The following is a 20,825-nucleotide window of genomic DNA, read 5'->3' on the forward strand; positions in this document are numbered from 1 at the left end:
CCGCGAGGACCGCGACCGGGACGCGGCCCCGGCGCGCCGCTCACTAGACTCGGAGGCGTGCCCGAGCCCACGTTCTACGCCACGACGCCGATCTACTACGTCAACGACGCGCCCCACATCGGGCACGGCTACACGACCACGATCGGCGACGTCATCACCCGCTGGCACCGCCAGCGCGGCGAGCGCGTCCAGTACCTGACCGGCGTCGACGAGCACGGCCAGAAGGTCCTGCGCAAGGCGCAGGCCAACGGCGTCTCGCCGCAGGAGTGGGTCGACCGCCTGGTCGAGAACGAGTGGCTGCCGATGCTGCGCACGATCGACGCGGCCAACGACGACTTCATCCGCACCACCGAGGCGCGCCACGAGAAGGGCGCGCAGGCGTTCTGGCAGGACCTGTACGACCGCGGCGAGGTGTACAAGGGCGAGTTCTCGGGCTGGTACAGCGTCGGCTCCGAGGAGTTCGTCGCGGACGAGTACGTCACCGACGGCGAGGGCGACGACGAGGGCTTCAAGGTCTCGACGCTCGACGGGAGCCGCCTCGAGCACGTCACCGAGGAGAACTACTTCTTCCCCTTGAGCAAGTACGCCGAGAGGCTGCTCGCGCTCTACGAGGAGCGACCCGACTTCGTCCAGCCCGAGTCGGCCCGCAACGAGGTGCTCGCGTTCGTGCGCGGCGGCCTCAAGGACCTGTCGATCTCGCGCTCCACGTTCGACTGGGGCATCCCGCTGCCGTGGGACGACTCGCACGTCATGTACGTGTGGATCGAGGCGCTGCTGAACTACGTCACGGCCGCCGGCTACGGCGTCGACGACGAGCGCCTCGCCGAGCTGTGGCCCGCGAACGTCCACTTCGTCGGCAAGGACATCGTGCGCTTCCACGCCGTCATCTGGCCCGCGCTGCTGATGGCCGCGGGCCTGCCGGTGCCCCACCGGGTGTTCGCCCACGGCTGGCTGCTCGTCGGCGGCCAGAAGATGAGCAAGAGCAAGGCCAACGGCATCCACCCGACCGAGATCGTCGGCACGTTCGGCTCGGACGCGTACCGCTACTACTTCACGCGCGCGCTCACGTTCGGCAGCGACGGCTCGATCTCGTGGGAGGACATCGGCGCGCGGTACCACGCCGAGCTGGCCAACGGCTTCGGCAACCTCGCCTCGCGCGTGGCCGCCATGATCGGCAAGTACTTCGGCGGCGAGCTGCCGGCGGCGGGCCCGCTGGGCGACGCCGAGCAGCGCATCGTCGAGACGGTCGGGGCCGCGGTCGCCGAGGCCGACGAGGCGATGGAGCGCATCGCCCCGCAGGACGCCCTGGCCGCGATCTGGCGCATCGTCGACGCGCTCAACCTCTACATCACCGAGTCCGAGCCGTGGGCGGTCGCCAAGGACGAGTCCCGGCGCGAGCGCCTCGGCACGATCCTCAACACCGCCGCCGAGGGCCTGCGCGTGCTGGCCGTGACCCTGCACCCGGTCATGCCGAAGGCCACCGGCTCGCTGTGGGAGTCGCTCGGCGCCGAGCCCGACCTCGGTCCGCTGGCGGACCAGCGCATCGACCAGGTCGCCACGTGGGGCCGGCTGCGCCCGGGCTCCACCGTGACGAAGGTGCCCTCGCTGTTCCCGCGCATCGACCTCGCCGAGAGCTGATGACCGCGCTCACCGAGGGCTGGCCCGAGGCGCCCGAGCCGCTGCCGGTCGCCGTGGTGGACAACCACTGCCACCTGGACACCCGCATCCGCGGCGGCGCCCTCATCCCCGTTGACGAGGCGCTCGACCGGGCGGCCGCCGTCGGCGTGACCCGCATCGTCCAGGTCGGCTGCGACCTCGAGGGCTCGCGCTGGGCCGTCGAGGTGGCTCGCCGAGAGCCCAGCATCGTCGCCGCCGTCGCGATGCACCCCAACGACGCCGCCCGCAGCGAGACCCTCGAGGCGGACCTGGCCGAGATCGACCGGCTGGCCGCCGATCCCGTCGTGCGCGCCGTCGGCGAGACCGGCCTCGACTACTTCCGTACCGGAGCCGACATGCGCCCACGGCAGCAGCACTCGTTCCGCGAGCACATCCGGATCGCGAAGCGGCACGACCGGACGCTCGTCATCCACGACCGGGACGCGCACGACGACGTCCTGGCGATCCTCGACGACGAGGGCGTCCCCGAGCGCGTCGTCATGCACTGCTTCAGCGGCGACGCCGAGTTCGCGCAGCGCTGCCTCGACCGCGGCGCGTACCTCTCGTTCGCCGGGACGGTCACGTTCAAGAACGCCGAGTACCTGCGCGAGGCGCTGCGGATCACGCCGCGCGACCGCATCCTCGTCGAGACCGACGCGCCGTTCCTGACGCCCACGCCGCACCGCGGCGAGCCGAACGCCTCGTTCCTCGTGCCGCACACCGTCCGGTCCATGGCGCAGGTGCTGGACGCGGACCTCGCGGAGCTCTGCGCGGACATCGCCGCGAACACCGATCGGGCGTTCGGGGGACAGTGGCCCACGCGGGTCGCTAATGTCTCCTGAGTCACAGGACTTGATAATTGGTGCGACCAACACGCATGGTGGAAAGGTTGTATCTCCAACCCCTGAGGTAGTTTGTGCCCCGCTTCTTGCCCGACATCACTCCCCGGAACACCCTCACGATGGGCGCTGTCGCGCTCGGCATGGTGGTCGCCGTCGGCGGCATCGTGCACGCCTCGACGTTCGATGACCTCGTCACGGTCGACGTCGACGGCGTCGTGACCGACGTGCGCACCGAGAGCGAGACCGTCCGCGAGCTGCTGGCCGAGAAGGGCGTGGAGCTCGACTCGACCACCAAGGTCAGCCCCGCCGTCACGAGCGACATCGACGACGGCGACGTCGTCAAGGTGCGCCGCGCGAAGGCCGTCACGCTCGTCGTGGACGGCAAGATCAGCCAGAACACCGTGCACGACGTCGACGTCGAGAGCGCGCTGCAGACGCTCGGCGTGCAGCCGCGCGAGGGCGCCAGCCTGTCGATGGACCTCGACGAGCGCCTCGGGCTCGACGGCAACAGCCTCGTCGTCAGCAACCCCAAGCGCGTGACGCTCAAGGTCGACGGCAGGAAGCGCGCCGTGACGACCTCGGCGCCCACGATGGAGGCGCTGCTCGCCCAGGAGGGCGTCACGGTCGGCGCGCTGGACGAGGTCAAGCCGGGCCTCGGCGCGTACCTCAAGCCGCGCCAGAGCACGCGCGTCGTGCGCATCAAGAAGGTCACCCGCGTCGAGAAGCTCGCCGTGGACCACGAGGTCACCTACACGAACGACTCGTCGCTGTTCGCCGGGGACACCGAGGTCGTCAAGGACGGTCGTGACGGCCTCGACCGCGCCCGCGTCGAGCTGATCCTGGCCGATGGCAAGGTCCGCGAGCGCCGCATCGTCTCGCGCAGCTCGGTCCGCGAGCCGATCACCGAGGTCGTCAAGCGCGGCACGAAGAACCCCGACTCCGTCGACGGCGGTGTCTGGGACCGGATCGCCAAGTGCGAGTCCGGTGGCAACTGGAGCATCAACACCGGCAACGGCTACTACGGCGGCCTGCAGTTCTCGCTCGCCACGTGGCGCAGCGTCGGCGGCCCCGGGTACCCGCACGAGCAGAGCAAGGCGACGCAGATCAAGTACGCCAAGATCCTGCAGGCGCGCTCGGGCTGGGGCCAGTGGTCCTGCGCGGCCAAGGTCGGCGTCCACTGAGCGCTCCCGGCGGTGAGATCCGCCTGCTGGGCGCGGCCGACATCCGTCGGCTCGCCGAGCAGGCCGGGGTGCGGCCCACGAAGCAGAAGGGCCAGAACTTCGTCATCGACGCCAACACGGTGCGGCGGATCGTCGACGTCTCGGGCGTCGGCGCCGACGACGTCGTGGTCGAGATCGGACCCGGCCTGGGCTCGCTGACCCTCGCGCTGCTGGACCGCGCGAAGCACGTCACGGCCGTCGAGATCGACGACGTGCTCGCGGGCCGGCTCCCCGCGACGATCGAGGAGTTCGCACCCGGCGCCGCCGACCGGTTCGAGCTCGTGCACGCCGACGCGATGCGCGTGACCGAGCTGCCGGGACCGCCGCCCACGGCCCTCGTGGCGAACCTGCCGTACAACGTCTCGGTGCCGGTGCTGCTGCACTTCCTCGAGACGTTCCCGTCCCTGCGCAGCGTCCTGGTGATGGTGCAGGCCGAGGTCGCGCACCGGCTCGCTGCCGGCCCGGGCTCGCGCACGTACGGCATCCCCAGCGTCAAGGCCGCCTGGTACACCGACGTGCGGCTCGCGGGCAACATCGGCCGCAACGTCTTCTGGCCGGCGCCCAACGTCGACTCCGCGCTCGTGTCGCTCGTGCGCCGGGAGCCTCCCGCCGGCGACCGCAAGTCCGTCTTCCGCGTCGTGGACGCCGCGTTCGCCCAGCGTCGCAAGACCCTGCGGGCCGCCCTGTCCGGCGTGGCCGGGGGAGGCGAGGCCGCCGAGGCCGCCCTCGTCGCCGCGGGCATCGACCCGCGCACTCGCGGCGAGCAGCTCACGGTCGAGCAGTTCGCCACCATCGCCGAGCACCTGGCCTGACCCGGGTCCGCCGGCGCCCGGCCCCGCCACCCGGCGATCGAGTGCCGGCGAGCGCAGCGAGACGGTGTATCGAGATCACGTGGATTCGACGTGATCTCGATACACCCGCTCGTTCCTCGCGGGCACTCGATCACCGGGGAGCCCGCACTCGAAGGCCGGGGAGCCCGCCGGGGAGCGTGACCTCCCGGCCGCCCGTTAGGTTGGAGCCGTGGTGTCCAGAGTGACGGTGCGCGTGCCCGCCAAGGTGAATCTGTCCCTCGGCGTCGGCCGGGCCCGCGCTGACGGGTACCACTCGCTCGCGACCGTCTACCAGGCCGTCGACCTCCACGACGAGGTCCGCGCCACCGATCGCGACGACGACGAGGTGACCGTCACGGTCCACGCCGAGATCGACCTGCCCGAGGGGACGGCCGTCCCCGTCGGCGACGACAACATCGCCGTGCGCGCCGCGAAGCTGCTGCGCGAGCACCTGGGGCGTCCCGACCTCGGCGCCGACCTCTCGATCCGCAAGGTCATCCCCGTCGCGGGCGGCATGGCGGGCGGCTCGGCCGATGCGGCCGCCGCGCTGGTCGGCTGCAACGAGCTGTGGGGCGGCGGCCTGTCGCGCCTCGAGCTGGAGCCGCTGGCCGCCGAGCTCGGCAGCGACGTCCCGTTCCTGCTGCACGGCGGCAACGCGATCGGCGGCGGCCGGGGCGAGACGATCAGTCCCATCCTGGCGCGCGGCAGCTACCACTGGGTCTTCGCGACGGCCGGTGAGGGACTCTCCACGGCGGCGGTCTACGCCGAGTTCGACCGGCTCAACCCGCACGGCGTGCTCGAGCCCGAGGTCCCCGACGCGCTGCTGAACGCGCTGCGTGCCGGTGACGCGCATGCCCTGGGCCGGTCGCTGTCCAACGACCTCACCGACGCCGCGCTGTCGCTGCGCCCCGAGCTGGCCGACACGCTCAAGGTGGGCCTCGAGGCCGGTGCGCTCGGCGCCCTCATCTCCGGCTCCGGTCCCACGACCCTGTTCCTGGCCGCGTCCGAGCAGCACGGCCTCGACCTCGCGATGGCCCTCGCCAGCACGGGCACCGCCGCCGACGTCATCCAGTCGCGCGGGCCCGTCACCGGGGCCCGGCTGATCTGATGCCGCCCCTCGTCGTCGCCGAGCGCATCGGCCAGTCCTTCCCGTCCGGCACCGTCCTGTCCGACGTCACCGTCGGCGTGGGCGAGGGCGACCGCATCGGCGTCGTCGGCCGCAACGGCGACGGCAAGTCCACGCTGCTGCGCATCCTGGCGAAGCGCTTCGAGCCCGACTCGGGCCGCGTCACGTGGCGCCGCGACCTGCGCGTCGGCGTGGTCGAGCAGGACGACGTCCTCGACCCCGCGCTGACCGCGATCACGGCGGTCGTCGGCGACCGCCCCGAGCACGAGTGGGCGTCGGACCCGGCGGTCCGCGACGTCCTGGCCGGCCTCATGGCGGACATCGACCACGACGCCTCGGTCACGGCCCTCAGCGGCGGCCAGCGCCGTCGCGTGGCCCTGGCGCGCACGCTCGTGCGGCGCTGGGACCTGCTCGTGCTGGACGAGCCCACCAACCACCTCGACCTCGAGGGCGTCACGTGGCTCGCCGAGCACGTGAAGCGACGCACCGAGGCGCTGCTCGTCGTGACGCACGACCGCTGGTTCCTCGACGAGGTGTGCACCCTGACGTGGGAGGTCCACGACGCGCGCGTCGACGCGTACGAGGGCGGCTACGCGGCCTACGTGCTGCAGCGCGTCGAGCGCGACCGGCAGGCCGCCGCGAGCGAGGAGCGCCGCCAGAACCTCATGCGCAAGGAGCTCGCGTGGCTGCGCCGGGGCGCGCCTGCCCGCACCTCGAAGCCCAAGTTCCGCATCGACGCCGCGAACGAGCTCATCGCGCGCGAGCCTCCCGTGCGGGACTCGGTCTCGCTCGCGAAGCTGGCGACCGCCCGCCTGGGCAAGGACGTCGTGGACATCCTCGACGTCTCGGTGTCGTACGACGACCGTCCCGTGCTGCGCGACGTCGAGTGGCGCATCGGCCCCGGCGAGCGCGCCGGCATCCTCGGCCCCAACGGCGCCGGCAAGAGCACGCTGCTCGGCCTCGTCACGGGTGCGGTCCAGCCGACGAGCGGGCGGGTCAAGCACGGCAAGACCGTGCGGATCGCGGCGCTCACGCAGCAGCTGTCCGACCTCGACGCCGTCGCTGACGACCGCGTCAGCGAGGTCGTCGGCCGCAAGCGCACGTCGTACGAGGCCGACGGCAAGGAGATGACGCCGGGCCAGCTGCTCGAGAGGCTCGGCTTCACCTCGGCCCAGCTCTCGACGCCCGTGCGCGACCTGTCCGGTGGCCAGCGCCGGCGGCTGCAGCTGCTGCTGATCCTGCTCGACGAACCGAACGTGCTGATCCTCGACGAGCCCACGAACGACATGGACACCGACATGCTCGCCGCGATCGAGGACCTGCTCGACACGTGGCCCGGCACGCTGCTGGTCGTCTCGCACGACCGGTACCTCCTCGAGCGCGTCACGGACCACCAGTACGCCGTCCTCGACTCCCACCTGCGGCACCTGCCGGGCGGCGTCGACGAGTACCTGCGCCTGCGAGCCGCCCGACCCGCTGAGTTGCACGATTCGCCCGCGACACGCCGTCCCGAGGTGGCGGAACGTGCAACTCAGCGGGGTGGGGCGAACGAGCGGCAGCTCAAGAAGGACCTCGCGAAGCACGAGCGGCGGATCGAGCGGCTGACCGAGCAGATCGCCGAGCTCGACCGCGCGATGGTCGAGGCCGCCACCGAGCCCGCCAGGCTCATGGAGCTCAACCGCGAGCGCGAGCCGCGCGCGCAGGAGCTGGCCGAGGCCGAGGAGGCCTGGCTCGAGGTGTCCGCCGAGCTGGAGTAGTCAGCCCGTGAAGTGCGAGCTGAGCGCGCGCAGGCCGCGCGCGACGTGCTCGCGCTCCTCGACGGGCAGGCTCTGCAGGGTCGCGTGCTCCAGCTCGAGCAGGGCGTCCAGCGCGCCGTCGACGCGGGCGCGGCCGTCCGGCGTGAGCCGCACGAGGATGCCGCGGCGGTCCGAGGGCGCCGGCCGCCGGACGACGAGGCCGCGCGAGACGAGGCGGTCGACGCGGTTGGTCATCGTGCCGCTCGTGACCATCGTGGTGGCGACCAGCTGGCCGGGGGAGAGCTCGTAGGGCTCGCCCGAGCGGCGCAGGGCGGACAGGACGTCCCACTCCCACACCTCGAGGCCGTGCGACGCGAACGCCTGCTTGCGCAGTCGCTCGAGGTGCTTGGCCAGCCGGGTGAGCCGGCTGAAGATCTCCATGGGCGTCACCTCGGCGTCCGGGCGCTCCCGGCGCCACGCCGCGACGATCTGGTCGACCTCGTCCATGACGCCACGGTAGTCGTTCAAGATTCTTGAGGTCGAGATACTTGCCGCGCGGCGGTCGCGCGGCGCCGCTCCGGTAGCCTGAGCAGCGATGATCCCCGGTTGGTCTGCCGGCAGGGCCCGCCTGACTTTGAATCAGGACTAGCGACGTAGGTTCGACTCCTACCCGGGGAGCCACGTCCGCGGGCGGCTCAGCGGTAGAAGCCCTCGCGCAGGTTGATCCCGTGCTCGACCCACGCCTTGAGGGCGGCGAGCATCCCGGTCCAGCCCTCGCAGTTCCCGAAGGCGCTGCGCGCGCCGTCGGGCGTCACCGTCCACGACTCCTCGGTGATCGTGACGAGGGTGCGGCTCGCGTCGCCCTCGACGGGCTCGAGCTCGAACGTGGTCCGCGTCGACCCCGTGTCGCCGGCGGTCGCCTGCCCGTCCCACTCGATCACGATCCGGTGGGGCGGATCGGCCTCCACGACCGTGACGGGGAAGCGGCCGGGGAAGTCGGCGAAGTCCCACGTGACGTCCGCGCCGGGCTCGAGGCGGCCGCGCGCACCGCCGGTCGTGAAGTAATGGGAGAGCTGCTCGGGGTCGGCGATGGCCTCGTAGACCTCGGCGCACGGTCGCGCGATGCGGCCGGAGACGGTGAACGACAGCGTGTCGAGACGATCGGACGGGCTCATGTTGTAAAGTTACAACATGTCAGCCAAGGGGAACAGTGCCGACGACGACCTCGTCTTCAAGGCCCTTGCCAACCCCGTGCGCCGCCGGATGCTGGACGCACTGCGCGAGGCCCCGCTGACCACGGGTGCCCTGTGCGCCGCCTTCGACGACCTCGACCGCACCACGGTGCTGCAGCACCTGCGCGTGCTCGAGCGGGCCGAGCTCGTCACGGGCCGCAAGGTCGGCCGCGAGCGGCACCTGGCGCTCGCGCCGCTGCCCATCAAGCGCATCCACGACCGCTGGATCAGCGACTACGCCCGCGCGGCCGTGGACCTCCTGCAGTGCCTCGGCGACGACTGACGCGGCATGCGTGCCCGGGGGACACCTACACTCGGAAGGTCCGCCAACCGAGGAGTGATGTGAGCCAGCAGGTCACCGCCATCGTCCTGGCCGCCGGGGCCGGCACCCGGATGAGGTCGCGCCGCGCCAAGGTGCTGCACGAGATCGCCGGGCGCCCCATGCTCGGGCACGCGCTCGACGCCGTCCGCGGCGCCGGGATCGACCACGTGGTCGCCGTCGTGGGCCACGACCGCGAGCAGGTCGAGGCCGCCGTGAGCGCGCTCGACCCCAGCGCCACGATCGCCGTGCAGACCGAGCAGCTGGGCACGGGCGACGCCGTGCGCGTCGCGCTCGACGCGGCCGAGAGCACGAGCGAGACCTACCTGGTCACATATGCCGACGTCCCGCTGCTGGCGGCCGACACGCTGCGCCTGCTGATCGACGAGCACCGCGCCGAGCGGCGCGCCGTCACGATCCTCAGCTCCGAGCCCGAGGACCCCACGGGCTACGGCCGCATCCTGCGCGACGCGAGCGGCGCGGTCACCGCGATCCGCGAGCACAAGGACGCCACCGAGGACGAGCGCGCCACGCGCGAGGTCAACAGCGGCATCCTCGTCGTCGACGGCGCCTTCCTCGACCGTGCCGTCCGCGCCCTCAGCACCGACAACGCGCAGGCCGAGCTGTACCTCACCGACATCGTCGGCCAGGCCGTGAGCGAGGGGCTGCCGGTCGGCGCGCACGTGCTCGAGGACGTGTGGCAGACCGAGGGCGTCAACGACCGCCGCCAGCTCGTGCGCCTGGGCCGCGAGCTCAACCGCCGCACCGTCGACCACTGGCTCGCCGAGGGCGTCACGATCGTCGACCCCGAGACGACGTGGATCGACTCGGCCGTCACGATCGGGCGCGACACGACGATCCTGCCGGGCACGCAGCTGCTCGGCGCCAGCACGATCGGCGAGGGCGTCACGATCGGCCCCGACACGACGCTGCGCAACGTCGAGGTGGGCGACGACGCCACGATCGTGCGCACCCACGGCCAGGACACGGTCGTGGGCCCCGGCGCCACGGTCGGCCCGTTCGCGTACCTGCGCCCGGGCAACCGGATCGGCGAGCGCGCCAAGGTCGGCACGTACGTCGAGCTGAAGAACACCACGCTCGGGGCCGGCACGAAGGTCCCGCACCTGTCCTACATCGGCGACGCCGAGGTGGGGGAGGGCACCAACCTGGGCGCCGGCGCGATCACCGCGAACTACGACGGGGTGAACAAGCACCGCACCACGATCGGCTCGCACGTCAAGACCGGCTGCCACAACGTCTTCGTCGCGCCCGTGACGCTCGGTGACGGCGCTCACACCGGCGCCGGGGCCGTCGTGCGCGAGGACGTGGCGCCGGGGGCGCTGGCCGTCCCGGCGAGTGGACAGAGGACAATCGAGGGGTGGGTCGCGAGCCGGCGGCCGGGCACTCCCTCCGCGCACGCCGCGGACCAGAGCACGCAGGAGAACAGCGGTGGCCAGCACCAAGAGCCTCAGTAAGCGCACGCCCCAGAGCAACCTCATGTTGTTCTCGGGCCGGGCACACCCCACGTTGGCCAAGGAGGTCGCCGAGCTCCTCGAGGTCGACCTCGTGCCCACCACGGCGTACGACTTCGCCAACGGCGAGATCTACGTCCGCTTCGACGAGTCGGTGCGCGGCTGCGACGCCTTCGTCATCCAGAGCCATGCCGCCCCCATCAACGAGGCGATCATGGAGCAGCTCATCATGATCGACGCGCTCAAGCGCGCCTCCGCCCGCCGCATCACGGTCGTCCTGCCGTTCTACGGCTACGCCCGCCAGGACAAGAAGCACATCGGCCGGGAGCCCATCAGCGCGCGCCTCATGGCCGACCTGTTCCTGGCCGCCGGCGCCGACCGCCTCATGACGGTCGACCTGCACACCGCGCAGATCCAGGGCTTCTTCGACGGCCCCGTGGACCACCTGCTGGCGATGCCGATCCTGACCCGCCAGGTGCGCAAGCGCTATGGCAAGAAGCCGCTCGCGATCGTGTCGCCCGACGCCGGCCGCATCAAGGTCGCCGAGCACTGGGCCCGCCAGTTCGACAACGCCCCGCTGGCGTTCATCCACAAGACGCGCGACGTCACGCAGGCCAACGTCACCAAGGCGAACCGCGTCGTCGGCGAGGTCGCCGGCCGCACGTGCATCCTGGTCGACGACCTCATCGACACCGGCGGCACGATCTGCCAGGCCGCCGAGGCGCTCATGAACGACGGCGCGGCCGAGGTCGTCATCGCGGCCACGCACGCCGTCTTCTCGGGCCCGGCCGTCGACCGGCTCAAGAACTCGGTCGCCAGCGAGGTCATCGTCACCAACACGCTGCCGCTGGCCGACGAGCAGCAGTTCGACAAGCTCACGGTCCTGTCGATCGCGCCGCTGCTCGCGCAGGCCGTCTCCGCGGTCTTCGAGGACGGCTCGGTCACCAGCCTGTTCTCCTGATCTCGCACCGATTTCGGGGCACGCGTCCGCGTGCGTTAGGATGGCGGGGTTGCCTCGGCGAGGGTCCGCTCGGACCGTGATCGACAGGGCGCTCCGCAGGAGTGCTGTGTCGAGCGCCGAGCGCCAGGCAAAGAACCAGACCCCTTCGAGGAGAGATTTCCCCGTGTCCGAGATCAAGCTTTCCGCCGAGCAGCGCACCGAGTTCGGCAAGGGTGCGGCCCGCCGCATCCGTCGCGACAACAAGGTCCCCGCCGTGCTCTACGGACACGGCACCGATCCCATCCACGTGACCCTGCCCGGCCACGACACGATGCTCGCGCTCAAGACCCCGAACGCGCTGCTGTCGATCGACCTGGGCTCGGACAACCACCTCGCGCTGCCCAAGCAGGTCCAGCGTGACCCGCTCAAGGGCTTCATCGAGCACGTCGACCTGCTCATCGTCAAGCGCGGCGAGAAGGTCGCCGTCGACGTCCCGATCACCGTGACGGGCGAGGCCGCCGCCGACGCGCTGGTCGTCACCGAGAACGCCACCGTCGCCGTCGAGGCCGAGGCCACCCACCTGCCCACCGAGATCGAGGTCTCGGTCGAGGGCCTCGAGGTCGGCGCCCAGATCGTCGCCTCCGACCTCGAGCTGCCGCAGGGCACCGCGCTCGCCGTCGAGGGCGACCTGCTGATCGTCAACGTGACGCACGCGCCGACGGCGTCCGAGGTCGAGGCCGAGCTCGACGAGGCGGCCGCCGAGGCCGGCATCGAGTACGACGAGGCCGAGACCCCCGAGCCGGAGTCGGCCAACGGCTGATGACCTGGCTCGTCGTCGGGCTGGGGAACCCCGGCCCCTCGTACGCCGCCACCCGGCACAACGTCGGGTACCACGTGACCGATGAGCTGGCCGCCCGCATGGGCGGCCGGTTCTCGTCTCTCAAGGCGGCGCGCGCGGACATCGTGTCCGGCCTGCTCGCCGGACAGCGCACCGTGCTCGGCCGCTCTCGCTCGTACATGAACGAGAGCGGCGGGGCGGTGTCGGCACTCGTGAAGTACTACGACGTGCCCGTCGAGAACCTCATCGTGATCCACGACGAGCTCGACCTGCCGCTGGGCTCGCTGCGCTGCAAGCTCGGCGGCGGCGACAACGGCCACAACGGCCTCAAGTCGATCCGCCAGTCGCTGGGCACGGGCGACTTCCTGCGCGTGCGGTACGGCATCGGCCGGCCCCCGGGACAGCAGCCCGTCCACGACTTCGTGCTCAAGCCGTTCACCAAGGCCGAGCGCACCGAGGCCGACATCGTCACGCAGGAGGCCGCGGACGCGGTCGAGAGCCTCATGACGGTGGGCCTGGCGCAGACCCAGAGCACATTCAACTCCTGAGCCGCGCCGGCCTCAGCCGCGCGTCAGCGTGACCTCGTCGCCCGTCTGCTGCCACACGTTGTCGGCCAGGACCGTCTTGTAGGTCGGCAGGGCGATCACCGCGCAGCGCGGCAGGCGCTGCGTGCCCAGCACGAACTCGTTGCGGGCGATGGACAGCCCCGCGAGCGGCCCGTGGTCCTTGGGTGCCACGTTCACCGAGCACGCGCCGCCGGCGATCGTGTTCTCGCGCACCGTGACGTTGCGGATCGCGCCCTGGTCCTGGCCCAGCATGATCGCCGCGCTGTGCGAGTCCTCCAGCCGCGTGCCCTCGATGAGGATGTCGGTCCCCGAGGTCACCTGGATGTTGTCGTCGTGGCTGGGCTTGCCGCCCCACAGCGGGTCCTGCTCGTAGTGCGTGTTGTCGTGCAGCCACGAGTCGCGGATCGTCACGTGGCCCGCGCCGTGGATGTGCACCTGGTCGACGACCGAGTGGATGCGTACGCGCTCGAGCGTGAAGTTCCAGCCCATGATGCCGTTGGACTCGGGCGTGCGGACGTCGGAGAGGATCTCGGTGTCCTTGATGACGACGCCGGGCTGCTTCGTGTTGACGATGCCCGAGGACGTCGGCGCCTGCGCACGGATGCGCGAGTTCCTGATCGTCACGTTCGGCGCCTTGATGGAGACGCGGCCGAGGATCTCGGCGTTGCTGATGACGGTGCCGGGCTTGGTGATCGTCAGGTCGCCCTTCATCTGCGTCAGCCGGGTGCCGGGCGGCACGCCGGGCGTCGAGGGGTGGTCGACCGGGACGGGCGGCGGCGCAGTCGTGGGCGTCGGCGTGGGACTGGGCGGAGCGCTGGGCTTCGGCGTGGGCGCGGTGGTGGGCCGCGTGGTCGGCGTCGGCGCCGTGGTGGGCCGAGGCGCAGCGGTGGTGGGAGCCGTGGTGGGCCGGGGCGCCGCGGCGGTGGCGGGCGCCGAGGGCACGGGGGCCGGGTTGGCCGGCGGCGGCGACGCGAGGCGGATCTCGCACGCGCTGAGGGACAGGGCCAGGACGGTGGTCGCGCCGGCGAGGACGCGCAGGGTCGTGGTGGAGGGCACTCGGGAACTCCCGCGAGGATCGGAGACGACGGTCCGGGGGGTCCGTGACGCCCGAGAACGACCCGCGCAGGAGCCTAACAACTCACCGGCCGGACAGCGGTGTTCGCTGTCCGACCGGTGAGATGGGCGGGGGAGTGTGCGTCAGCCGCGCGACAGCTTCACGGAGCTGCCGTCGTGGTACCAGACGTTGCTGACCAGCGTCGGCACCGAGGCGGCCGGGGCGATCACCGCACAGCCCAGGTGCTTGGTCTGGTTGCGCTTGAACGTGTTCGTGGTGACCAGGATGTTCTTCAGCGGGCCGTAGCCCTTGACCGCCATGTTGACCGAGCAGGCGCCACCACCGATGGTGTTGCCGCGCAGGGTCACGTTGGAGATGGGGCCCTGGTCCTGGACCATCATCACCGCGGCGCTGTGCGAGTCCTCCAGGTGCGTGCCCTCGATGACGATGTTGTTGCCCTTGACGATCTGGATGTTGTCGTCGTGGCTCGGCTTGCCGCCCCAGTTCGGGTCCTGCTCGTAGTGCGTGTTGGAGTGCAGCCACGAGTCCTTGATCCGGACGTTGTCGCCCGTCACGTGGACGCTGTCGACGACGTCGCGGATCTGGACGCGGTTCAGCGTGAAGCCGTAGCCCATGATCCCGTTCGAGTCGGGGTTGCGCAGGTCCGAGAAGATCTCGACGTCCTTGATCAGGGTGTTCGAGCCCTTGGCCGAGACGATGCCGTTGCCGGCGGGCTTCTGGCCGCGGATGCGCGAGTTCTTGATCGTGACGTTGGCGGCCTTGATCGAGACCCGGCCGAAGATCTCGACGCCGTCGAGGACGGTGCCGTTCTTCGTGATGGTCTGGTCGCCGTAGATCTTGCGCAGCGTGACGCCGGCCGGGACGCCGGGCTTGCCGGGAGGCGTGGTCGGCGTGGTCCGGGTCGTGCCCGAGCCGATGACGTAGCCCTGGACGTTGACCTTCGCCGAGACCGGCGTGGACGAGCGCAGCGTGAGCTTCCTCGAGCCCAGCAGCGGGACGATCGTCTTGGTGGCGGACGTCCGGCCCTTCGTGGCGACGGCGCGGACGGTCGAGCGGCAGCTCGCGGTGTCACGCGTCGAGCACAGGCTCAGGCGGGCGGCCTTCTTGGCGCCCCACGTCTTCATCGTGACGACGGCAGCGGTGGCGCCGGCCGGAGCCGAGGCCAGGGAGACGGACGTGGCGCGGGCGCCACGGACGGTCTTGCTCGCCTTCGCGCCGCGGACCTTCGGGGCCGCGCTCGTGCGGCTGTAGCCGACGATGCGGGCCTGGACCCGGCCACGGGCCGAGCTGGTCAGGACCGCGCGGCCGTTCGAGGCGACGGGCACCAGGATGGTGCGCGCGGCCGGCGACTGGCGCTTGACGGTGACCTTGGCGCGCGAGGCGGCCTTGCGGCCGACTCCGCGGACGCGGATCGTGCCACCCTTGGTGGTGGCCTTGACGTACACGGCCAGGTAGACGCCGCGGGCGCTCTTGGGCGCCTTGGTCGAGAAGGTCTTCTTGGTCCCCGGCTTGACGGCCGTGGAGACGACGGTGCGTGCCTTGACGCTGGTGAAGCTCTTGGTGGCTGCCCCACTCGCGGCCGTCGCGGCGGTCGCGCCGGCGGTGGGAGTCATGAGGGCGGCCGTCGTTGCAAAGACGCCCACCGCGGTGACGGTGAGGCGCTGCCAGAAGTGGCGGTGTGACATTCATTTCCTCCGTGTATCGGTTGGAAAACCCCGATTCGACGAACCCTCGTTCGATGTCAAGGCTAGATAACACGAGTAACACCAAGAACGTGAACCACTTAAATACTGTGAGTCACACCACTCACACGCAAGCAGATTTGGAGAAGGGGAGTCGGGCGCGCGCGTAACACACGTCGCAGCCGTCACCGAGGAAACAGCACGTCCAGCGTGGGGTCAGTGCTGGGAAGGCCTGTCATCGCAGGCGAAATGCGGACCGGAGTCCGGCGTGGCGGCGCTGCGGGCCGTTCGTCAGAAGGGGCCGCGGCCCCAGCGCCGGCACCGGGCGTCCGACAGTGCGCGCCACGTGATCCTCAGCACGGGCCACGGCCGCAGCAGCTGCCGCCGGCCACCGCGCAGGACGATCTCGCGAGCGGCGGGAAGCGCCGTGCGGCTCCAGCGGCGGCGCAGCGGCGGCGACAGGTGCCGCTCGGCGAAGAGCTGGCGGTTCCGGATGTTGAAGTAGTAGTAGAGCGGGGACCGCGCCCGGCCCGTGGTGACCTGCGTCCCGCCGACCTCGTGGATCGCGATGGCCTCCGGGACCACGCGCAGCGTGCCGCCCGCCGCCGTGACGCGGGCCGACAGGTCCACGTCCTCCCAGTAGAGGAAGTACGCGTCGTCGAAGCCGCCGATGCGCTGCCACAGCTCGGCGGTCGCCAGCAGGCACGCGCCGCTGAGCCACGCCATCTCGGAGGTCGACTCCGACGAGGGCGGCAGCATCCGCCCGGTCGTGAGGTCGAGCCGGTTGCCCGCGGTCCACACCGAGCCGTCGGGACGGCGGACGACCGGCGCGGCGAGCGTCAGGGGCTCGCGGGCCACGACGTCCTCCAGCAGGGCGACCGACCGGCCGTCGATCGTGGCGTCGGGGTTGAGCAGCAGCACGCGAGTCGCGCCGCGCGCCCACGCGGCCGCAGCGCCCACGTTGCACCCGGCGCCGAAGCCCAGGTTCTCGTCGGCGGCCACGAGGTGCCAGCCGTGGAGGGCGGCCAGGGCGCCCACGGCGTCGCGCTCTCCGCGCGTGCTGAGGTTGTCGACCACGACGACGTCCGCCCCCGGCAGGTCCCGGGCGGTGGCGACCAGCCCGTCGGCGAGCAGGGCGCTGGCGCCGTAGTTCACGACCACGACCGCGAGTCCGTCGAAGCGCGCGCTCATCGGCGGTCCACCGCCTCGCGGAACGCGGCCAGGTGGGCGGGGCCCGCGTCGGACCAGCGCCGGGCCGACAGGTCGGGAGCGCCGGAGAGACGCGCGGCCCGGGCGGCCTCGGCCTCGAGGACGTCGGCGGTCAGCTCGCCCTCGTACAGCCGGACCCAGTCCGTGCCGACCTCGTCCGCGAGCAGCCGGTTGGCGTCCGTCGCCGGCATGAGCACCGGCCTCGACAGGGACAGCGCCGCCAAGGCCCCGCCCGAGTTCAGGCCGGCCCGGTACGGCAGGACGACCAGCACGCTGCGGCACACGTGGTCGACCAGCTCGGCGTCCGAGAGGTGGCGCAGCCGCACGTCGACGCGGGGGTCGGCCGCCGGCGCGGCGCGCAGTCGCGCCGCGAGCCGCTCGTCCTGCGGACTGCCGGCGATCGCGAGGCGCAGCGACGGCTCCGTCCCGGCGAAGGCGTCGAGCAGGTCCTCGACTCCCTTGTAGGGCCGGATCAGGCCGAAGAAGCCGAGCCGGCCGGCCTCGGGCGACGGCTGGGGGAGCGCGGCGTACCAGTCGCGGTAGTCGCCGTGCAGGATCGCGTGGGCCGCGACCGTGCCCAGGACGGGCAGCCGGTTGAGCGAGATCACGCCCGCGACCTGCCGGTCGAGGCCGCGCAGCAGCGCCTCGGCGACCGTGCCGAGGTCCTCGTGGGGGCGCACGTTGTGCTGGGTCCGCACGACCGGGACGCGCAGCACGCGCAGCCGCACGAGCAGGAGCAGGAACAGCAGCCGTCGCGCCGCCCGGCGCACGCCCGAGCCCTGCATCAGCAGGATCTCGGGCCAGTGCACGTGGAAGACGTCGTACCGCGCCAGCAACGCGCGGCGCCAGGTGAAGGTCAGGGGGACGAGGCAATCGGTCGCCTCCAGCGCGCGCAGCAGCATGACGACGTAGGGGTTCGTGGTGGGGCGGGGCTCGCCGAAGGACTCGAGGACCACGAGGTCGCGGGAGCGAGGGGTCACCGGACCTCCTGCCGCGCCGCGCCGTAGAGGACCTCGGCGATCGTGGTGACGGACTCGCGGATCTGGGCGTACGTGCGCTGATAGACGCGGCGGCGCCGGCGGTAGGGGTCGACGACGTCGAGCTGCTCGCCCGAGACCGACAGGTAGGGCCGCCGCGCGGCGAGCTCGACGAGGTCGGCTGCGGGACCCGTCTCGGCGAGCAGGGCCGCCAGCTCGACGAGCGTGAACGCGCGCGGCAGGACGTCCGGGAAGCGCGTCACGAGCGTGCTGCGGTGCCGCCGCGTCATCGTGACGACGATCGAGGCGCGCGCGAGGGTCGCGGTGTCGATCTCGGTCGAGCGGAAGTCCGGCGCCTCGATGCCGTCGGCGGCCAGCAGCCGCGCCATCGTCTCGTCCAGGGGCAGGTCCGGGTGGGCGCGGACGCCTGCACTGCTGACGCGCGTGCGGTCAGCGTCGCCCAGCCGGTGCCGCAGGATCGCCTCGGCGGCGGGGGACCGGCAGATGTTCGCCGTGCAGACGAACAGCAGGTGCTCGGGCGGTGCCATCACGTCCGGGACCTCCTCGCGAGGCGCCGCAGCCAGGAGCGGCGGGGCTGGTGGGCCACGAGCGCGGCGACGCTGCCACCGTGGCTCTCGATCGTGCGCAGCAGGTGCGTCAGCTGCGTGCCGGTGGTCCGGTGCAGGGCCGCGACGACGAGCGCGTCCGGCACCGCGGCGATCCGGTCGGGCCGCACGACGTCGATGTGCGGCGCCGTGCGCACGGACGCGCCGAACGAGCGCAGCAGCCGCTCGCGCACGGCGAACGCCTCGGTCGCCGACGGCGTCGTGCCGACGAGGTGGGCCTGGACCGAGGCGGCGTCCGCGCGGTCGGCGTCCAGGTGCAGGCGCAGCAGGTGCGCCGCGTGCTCGTCGGCCTCGCCCGCGCGGAAGGTCGCCAGGACGGGGGCCGTCGTGATGTCGGCCAGCTCGTCGGGGCGGCGCAGGACGTCGTCGGTCGCGAAGCGCCACAGCACCCACGCCGCCGCGGCCGCGAGTCCGGCCGCGGCCAGCAGGGCGGGCAGCAGGATCGGGCGGCCGGCCGGGATCTCGGACGCCGACGGGGCCAGGGCCTGGGCGCGGACGAGTGTGCCGACCCGGTCGCCGCGCGGGCCCAGCAGCTCGATGCGGTCGGCCAGGGCGTCGCCGAGCGCGTCCGCGAGCGTGAGCGCCTCGTCGCGGTCGTCGGCCGCGACCTCGAACGACACCAGCTCGCGGCTCTCGGGATGGACGATCGTGATGCGGCTCGCGAGGTCGCGGGTGCTCGTGGACAGTCCGAGCTCGAGGATCACGTCGTTGAGCACCGCGCCGGTCGTGGCGAGCTGGGCGAAGGTGTCGACGTAGCGGCGGGTGTACGCCTCGAACTGGCGCAGGTCGCCCACGGACGCCCGGTCGGGCGGGCGCAGCGCGACCGATCCCGAGCCCACCCAGCCCGAGGCCGGGGGAGGGGTCAGCGCGAACAGCAGGGCGGCGGGGACCAGCGCGATCGCGAACAGCCAGCCGTGCCGCAGCAGCGACCGCAGCAGGTCGACGGTCGCGGCCGGCGGATCCCCAGCGGTCACGGCGACTCGCTCGTGGAGGACTCGGCGGCGGGCACGGTCGCGGGGGCGGCCGGCTGCCGGGCGGGACGCAGCCGGCGCAGCAGCGAGGCGAGCCGGCCCGGCTCGTTCTGCGCGTAGTAGGCGTAGCTGGTCGAGTCGCCCGCGCGCGCCCGCGTGAGGGCGATGCCGATCGGCGTGACGTCGGCGACCCGCAGGGTCTCCAGGGCCGAGGCCAGCTGCTTGCGCCGCGTGCGGCCGCTGGAGGTGACCACGAGCGGGCCGTCGGTGCGCCGAGCCAGGACGGCGGCGTCCACGAGCGACAGCAGGGGAGGCGAGTCGAACACAACGAAGTCGTACGCGGTGCGGGCGTGCTCGATGAGCGTGCCCATCGCGCGCGACTCGATGAGCTGCAGGGGGTTGGGCGGGATCTCGCCGCTCGTGAGGACGTCGACCGTGGTGTCGCCCCAGCGCTGGACCGTGCCGAACAGCTGGGCCTTGCCGATGAGCACGGTCGACAGGCCGAGCGCGCTCTCCAGGCCGGTGGTGTCCGCGACCGTGGGGCGGCGCAGGTCGGCGTCGACGAGCAGCACGCGCGAGCCGTCCTCGGCCATCGCGGCGGCCAGGTTGGCCGCGGTCGTGGACTTGCCCTCGCCGGGCAGGGCGGAGGTGACGACGACGCACGTGGCGCCGCCCTCCTTGACGAACTCGAGGTTGGACCGCAGGCGCCGGTACGACTCCGAGCGGGGGCTGCGCGGGCGCCGCAGGATGCTGACCCGCTCGCTCTCGGGACCGCGCCACAGCGGGATCGCGCCGAGGACGGGCACGTCCGTGAGCGCCGCGATGTCCTCGACACCGCGCAGGCGCGTGTCCAGCAGGTGGCGGGCGAGCGCCAGCAGGACGCCGGCCAGCAGGCCCAGTCCCAGGCCCAGCGCCGTCTGCAGGCGCGTGTTGGGCGAGACGGGATAGGCGGGCACGAGCGCACGCGACACCGTCGTCACGTTGACGGTCGCCTGCGCGTTCTCGCGCGTGGCCGAGAGGGAGTCGACGGTGCGCGGCATCTGGAACGCGATGGCGTTGGCGATCCGCGCGGCGCGCTCGGGGTCGGAGTCCGTCACGACGATCTCGATGATGACGGTGTTCAGCGGGGTCTCGGCTCGCACGGACTTCGCGAGGCTGCGGGCGTCGGTGTCGAGGCCGAGACGCGCGATGACCGGGTCCAGCACGACGGGCATCGTGGCGATCTGGGCGTAGGACTGCACGAGGTTCTGGGTGAAGGTGGAGCCCTGGACGAGCTCGTCGACCGTGCCGCCGGTGGCGACGCCGACGTAGACCTTGCTGCTCGACTGGTACGTCGGGGTGGCCGTCTTGGCCAGGCCGAACGCGACGGCGGCGCCGAGCAGGGCCACGATCGCGATGAGGAGCCAGCTCTTGCGCACCGCATGGACGTAGTCGATGAACTTCATGCGTGCCCTCGCCCTCTCGCGGAATCCCGATCTCCCGACGGGGTGGTTCGAGTCTACGTTTTT

20 protein-coding genes and 1 tRNA gene are annotated in these 20,825 nt (G+C 72.1%); 12 read left to right on the forward strand and 9 right to left on the reverse strand.

Annotated features, from left to right (window positions below; translation table 11 throughout):
- The first annotated feature begins 57 nt into the window (after positions 1–57).
- The 6 genes from metG (at position 58) to AB3M81_RS02840 (ending at position 7,431) form a co-directional block, all read left to right on the forward strand.
- Positions 58–1,638: a methionine--tRNA ligase gene (metG, locus tag AB3M81_RS02815; RefSeq protein ID WP_412902382.1), complete on the forward strand. Its 1,581-nt coding sequence runs from the start codon at positions 58–60 to the stop codon at positions 1,636–1,638.
- Positions 1,638–2,498 (forward strand): TatD family hydrolase, encoded by an 861-nt coding sequence (locus AB3M81_RS02820; protein WP_412902383.1) that lies wholly within the window; start codon positions 1,638–1,640, stop codon positions 2,496–2,498. Before metG ends, AB3M81_RS02820 begins: the two co-directional genes overlap by 1 nt.
- A 119-nt stretch (positions 2,499–2,617) precedes the next feature.
- On the forward strand, positions 2,618–3,679 hold the full coding sequence (locus AB3M81_RS02825) for a resuscitation-promoting factor (protein WP_412902384.1): 1,062 nt from the start codon (positions 2,618–2,620) through the stop codon (positions 3,677–3,679).
- Positions 3,646–4,530 (forward strand): 16S rRNA (adenine(1518)-N(6)/adenine(1519)-N(6))-dimethyltransferase RsmA, encoded by an 885-nt coding sequence (rsmA, locus tag AB3M81_RS02830; protein WP_412902385.1) that lies wholly within the window; start codon positions 3,646–3,648, stop codon positions 4,528–4,530. The genes AB3M81_RS02825 and rsmA overlap by 34 nt, the downstream gene beginning before the upstream one ends.
- A 211-nt stretch (positions 4,531–4,741) precedes the next feature.
- Positions 4,742–5,656 (forward strand): 4-(cytidine 5'-diphospho)-2-C-methyl-D-erythritol kinase, encoded by a 915-nt coding sequence (locus AB3M81_RS02835; RefSeq protein WP_412902386.1) that lies wholly within the window; start codon positions 4,742–4,744, stop codon positions 5,654–5,656.
- Positions 5,656–7,431, forward strand: a complete 1,776-nt coding sequence (locus AB3M81_RS02840) for an ABC-F family ATP-binding cassette domain-containing protein (protein ID WP_412902387.1) — start codon at positions 5,656–5,658, stop codon at positions 7,429–7,431. Before AB3M81_RS02835 ends, AB3M81_RS02840 begins: the two co-directional genes overlap by 1 nt.
- On the opposite strand, the gene AB3M81_RS02845 is transcribed toward AB3M81_RS02840, so the two are convergent.
- A complete protein-coding gene (locus AB3M81_RS02845; RefSeq protein WP_412902388.1) occupies positions 7,432–7,917 on the reverse strand; it encodes a MarR family winged helix-turn-helix transcriptional regulator in 486 nt (161 codons plus the stop codon).
- Positions 7,918–8,009: 92 nt separating this feature from the next.
- On the opposite strand from AB3M81_RS02845, the gene AB3M81_RS02850 reads away from it, so the two are divergent.
- Positions 8,010–8,091: transfer RNA gene (locus AB3M81_RS02850), tRNA-Gln, on the forward strand.
- Positions 8,092–8,105: 14 nt separating this feature from the next.
- On the opposite strand, the gene AB3M81_RS02855 is transcribed toward AB3M81_RS02850, so the two are convergent.
- On the reverse strand, positions 8,106–8,585 hold the full coding sequence (locus tag AB3M81_RS02855) for an SRPBCC family protein (protein ID WP_412902389.1): 480 nt from the start codon (positions 8,583–8,585) through the stop codon (positions 8,106–8,108).
- 16 nt (positions 8,586–8,601) lie between these two features.
- Between AB3M81_RS02855 and AB3M81_RS02860 the strand changes: the two genes are divergently transcribed.
- The 5 genes from AB3M81_RS02860 to pth all read left to right on the forward strand — a co-directional run bounded on the left by AB3M81_RS02860 (position 8,602) and on the right by pth (position 12,759).
- The gene (locus AB3M81_RS02860) at positions 8,602–8,925 is read left to right on the forward strand and encodes an ArsR/SmtB family transcription factor (RefSeq protein ID WP_412902390.1); all 324 of its coding nucleotides are present in this window, start codon (positions 8,602–8,604) and stop codon (positions 8,923–8,925) included.
- Between the two features lie 59 nt (positions 8,926–8,984).
- Entirely contained in the window at positions 8,985–10,436 is a 1,452-nt protein-coding gene (gene glmU / locus AB3M81_RS02865; protein ID WP_412902391.1) for a bifunctional UDP-N-acetylglucosamine diphosphorylase/glucosamine-1-phosphate N-acetyltransferase GlmU, read from the forward strand.
- Positions 10,437–10,458: 22 nt separating this feature from the next.
- Positions 10,459–11,394, forward strand: coding sequence for a ribose-phosphate diphosphokinase (locus tag AB3M81_RS02870; protein WP_412902562.1), 936 nt, complete (start codon positions 10,459–10,461; stop codon positions 11,392–11,394).
- 163 nt (positions 11,395–11,557) lie between these two features.
- A complete protein-coding gene (locus AB3M81_RS02875) occupies positions 11,558–12,193 on the forward strand; it encodes a 50S ribosomal protein L25/general stress protein Ctc (RefSeq protein WP_412902392.1) in 636 nt (211 codons plus the stop codon).
- On the forward strand, positions 12,193–12,759 hold the full coding sequence (pth, locus tag AB3M81_RS02880; protein ID WP_412902393.1) for an aminoacyl-tRNA hydrolase: 567 nt from the start codon (positions 12,193–12,195) through the stop codon (positions 12,757–12,759). The genes AB3M81_RS02875 and pth overlap by 1 nt, the downstream gene beginning before the upstream one ends.
- A gap of 12 nt (positions 12,760–12,771) precedes the next feature.
- Here the strand turns inward: pth and AB3M81_RS02885 are convergent, their stop codons facing one another.
- From AB3M81_RS02885 to AB3M81_RS02915, 7 genes are all read right to left on the reverse strand, one after another.
- Positions 12,772–13,833, reverse strand: coding sequence for a right-handed parallel beta-helix repeat-containing protein (locus tag AB3M81_RS02885; protein ID WP_412902394.1), 1,062 nt, complete (start codon positions 13,831–13,833; stop codon positions 12,772–12,774).
- A 141-nt stretch (positions 13,834–13,974) separates the two neighbouring features.
- Positions 13,975–15,537, reverse strand: a complete 1,563-nt coding sequence (locus AB3M81_RS02890; RefSeq protein WP_412902395.1) for a right-handed parallel beta-helix repeat-containing protein — start codon at positions 15,535–15,537, stop codon at positions 13,975–13,977.
- A 288-nt stretch (positions 15,538–15,825) separates the two neighbouring features.
- On the reverse strand, positions 15,826–16,725 hold the full coding sequence (locus tag AB3M81_RS02895) for a glycosyltransferase (protein ID WP_412902396.1): 900 nt from the start codon (positions 16,723–16,725) through the stop codon (positions 15,826–15,828).
- A complete protein-coding gene (locus AB3M81_RS02900) occupies positions 16,722–17,723 on the reverse strand; it encodes a glycosyltransferase family protein (RefSeq protein ID WP_412902397.1) in 1,002 nt (333 codons plus the stop codon). The genes AB3M81_RS02895 and AB3M81_RS02900 overlap by 4 nt, the downstream gene beginning before the upstream one ends.
- Positions 17,720–18,268 (reverse strand): arsenate reductase/protein-tyrosine-phosphatase family protein, encoded by a 549-nt coding sequence (locus tag AB3M81_RS02905; protein ID WP_412902563.1) that lies wholly within the window; start codon positions 18,266–18,268, stop codon positions 17,720–17,722. The genes AB3M81_RS02900 and AB3M81_RS02905 overlap by 4 nt, the downstream gene beginning before the upstream one ends.
- The gene (locus AB3M81_RS02910) at positions 18,268–19,320 is read right to left on the reverse strand and encodes a YveK family protein (protein WP_412902398.1); all 1,053 of its coding nucleotides are present in this window, start codon (positions 19,318–19,320) and stop codon (positions 18,268–18,270) included. Before AB3M81_RS02910 ends, AB3M81_RS02905 begins: the two co-directional genes overlap by 1 nt.
- Positions 19,317–20,762, reverse strand: coding sequence for a tyrosine-protein kinase domain-containing protein (locus AB3M81_RS02915; RefSeq protein WP_412902399.1), 1,446 nt, complete (start codon positions 20,760–20,762; stop codon positions 19,317–19,319). The genes AB3M81_RS02910 and AB3M81_RS02915 overlap by 4 nt, the downstream gene beginning before the upstream one ends.
- Positions 20,763–20,825: the final 63 nt, after the last annotated feature.

Source organism: Aeromicrobium jepli (assembly GCF_047246605.1).
In the GTDB taxonomy this organism is placed as follows: domain Bacteria; phylum Actinomycetota; class Actinomycetes; order Propionibacteriales; family Nocardioidaceae; genus Aeromicrobium.

Coding starts and splice junctions, on each gene's coding strand:
- AB3M81_RS02915 (WP_412902399.1), bottom strand. CDS start 20,762: ATGAAGTTCATCGACTACGTCCATGCGGTGCGCAAGAGCTGGCTCCTC.
- AB3M81_RS02895 (WP_412902396.1), bottom strand. CDS start 16,725: ATGAGCGCGCGCTTCGACGGACTCGCGGTCGTGGTCGTGAACTACGGC.
- AB3M81_RS02890 (WP_412902395.1), bottom strand. CDS start 15,537: ATGTCACACCGCCACTTCTGGCAGCGCCTCACCGTCACCGCGGTGGGC.
- AB3M81_RS02825 (WP_412902384.1), top strand. CDS start 2,618: ATGGGCGCTGTCGCGCTCGGCATGGTGGTCGCCGTCGGCGGCATCGTG.
- AB3M81_RS02905 (WP_412902563.1), bottom strand. CDS start 18,268: ATGGCACCGCCCGAGCACCTGCTGTTCGTCTGCACGGCGAACATCTGC.
- AB3M81_RS02820 (WP_412902383.1), top strand. CDS start 1,638: ATGACCGCGCTCACCGAGGGCTGGCCCGAGGCGCCCGAGCCGCTGCCG.
- pth (WP_412902393.1), top strand. CDS start 12,193: ATGACCTGGCTCGTCGTCGGGCTGGGGAACCCCGGCCCCTCGTACGCC.
- AB3M81_RS02870 (WP_412902562.1), top strand. CDS start 10,459: ATGTTGTTCTCGGGCCGGGCACACCCCACGTTGGCCAAGGAGGTCGCC.
- AB3M81_RS02845 (WP_412902388.1), bottom strand. CDS start 7,917: ATGGACGAGGTCGACCAGATCGTCGCGGCGTGGCGCCGGGAGCGCCCG.
- AB3M81_RS02860 (WP_412902390.1), top strand. CDS start 8,602: ATGTCAGCCAAGGGGAACAGTGCCGACGACGACCTCGTCTTCAAGGCC.
- AB3M81_RS02840 (WP_412902387.1), top strand. CDS start 5,656: ATGCCGCCCCTCGTCGTCGCCGAGCGCATCGGCCAGTCCTTCCCGTCC.
- AB3M81_RS02855 (WP_412902389.1), bottom strand. CDS start 8,585: ATGAGCCCGTCCGATCGTCTCGACACGCTGTCGTTCACCGTCTCCGGC.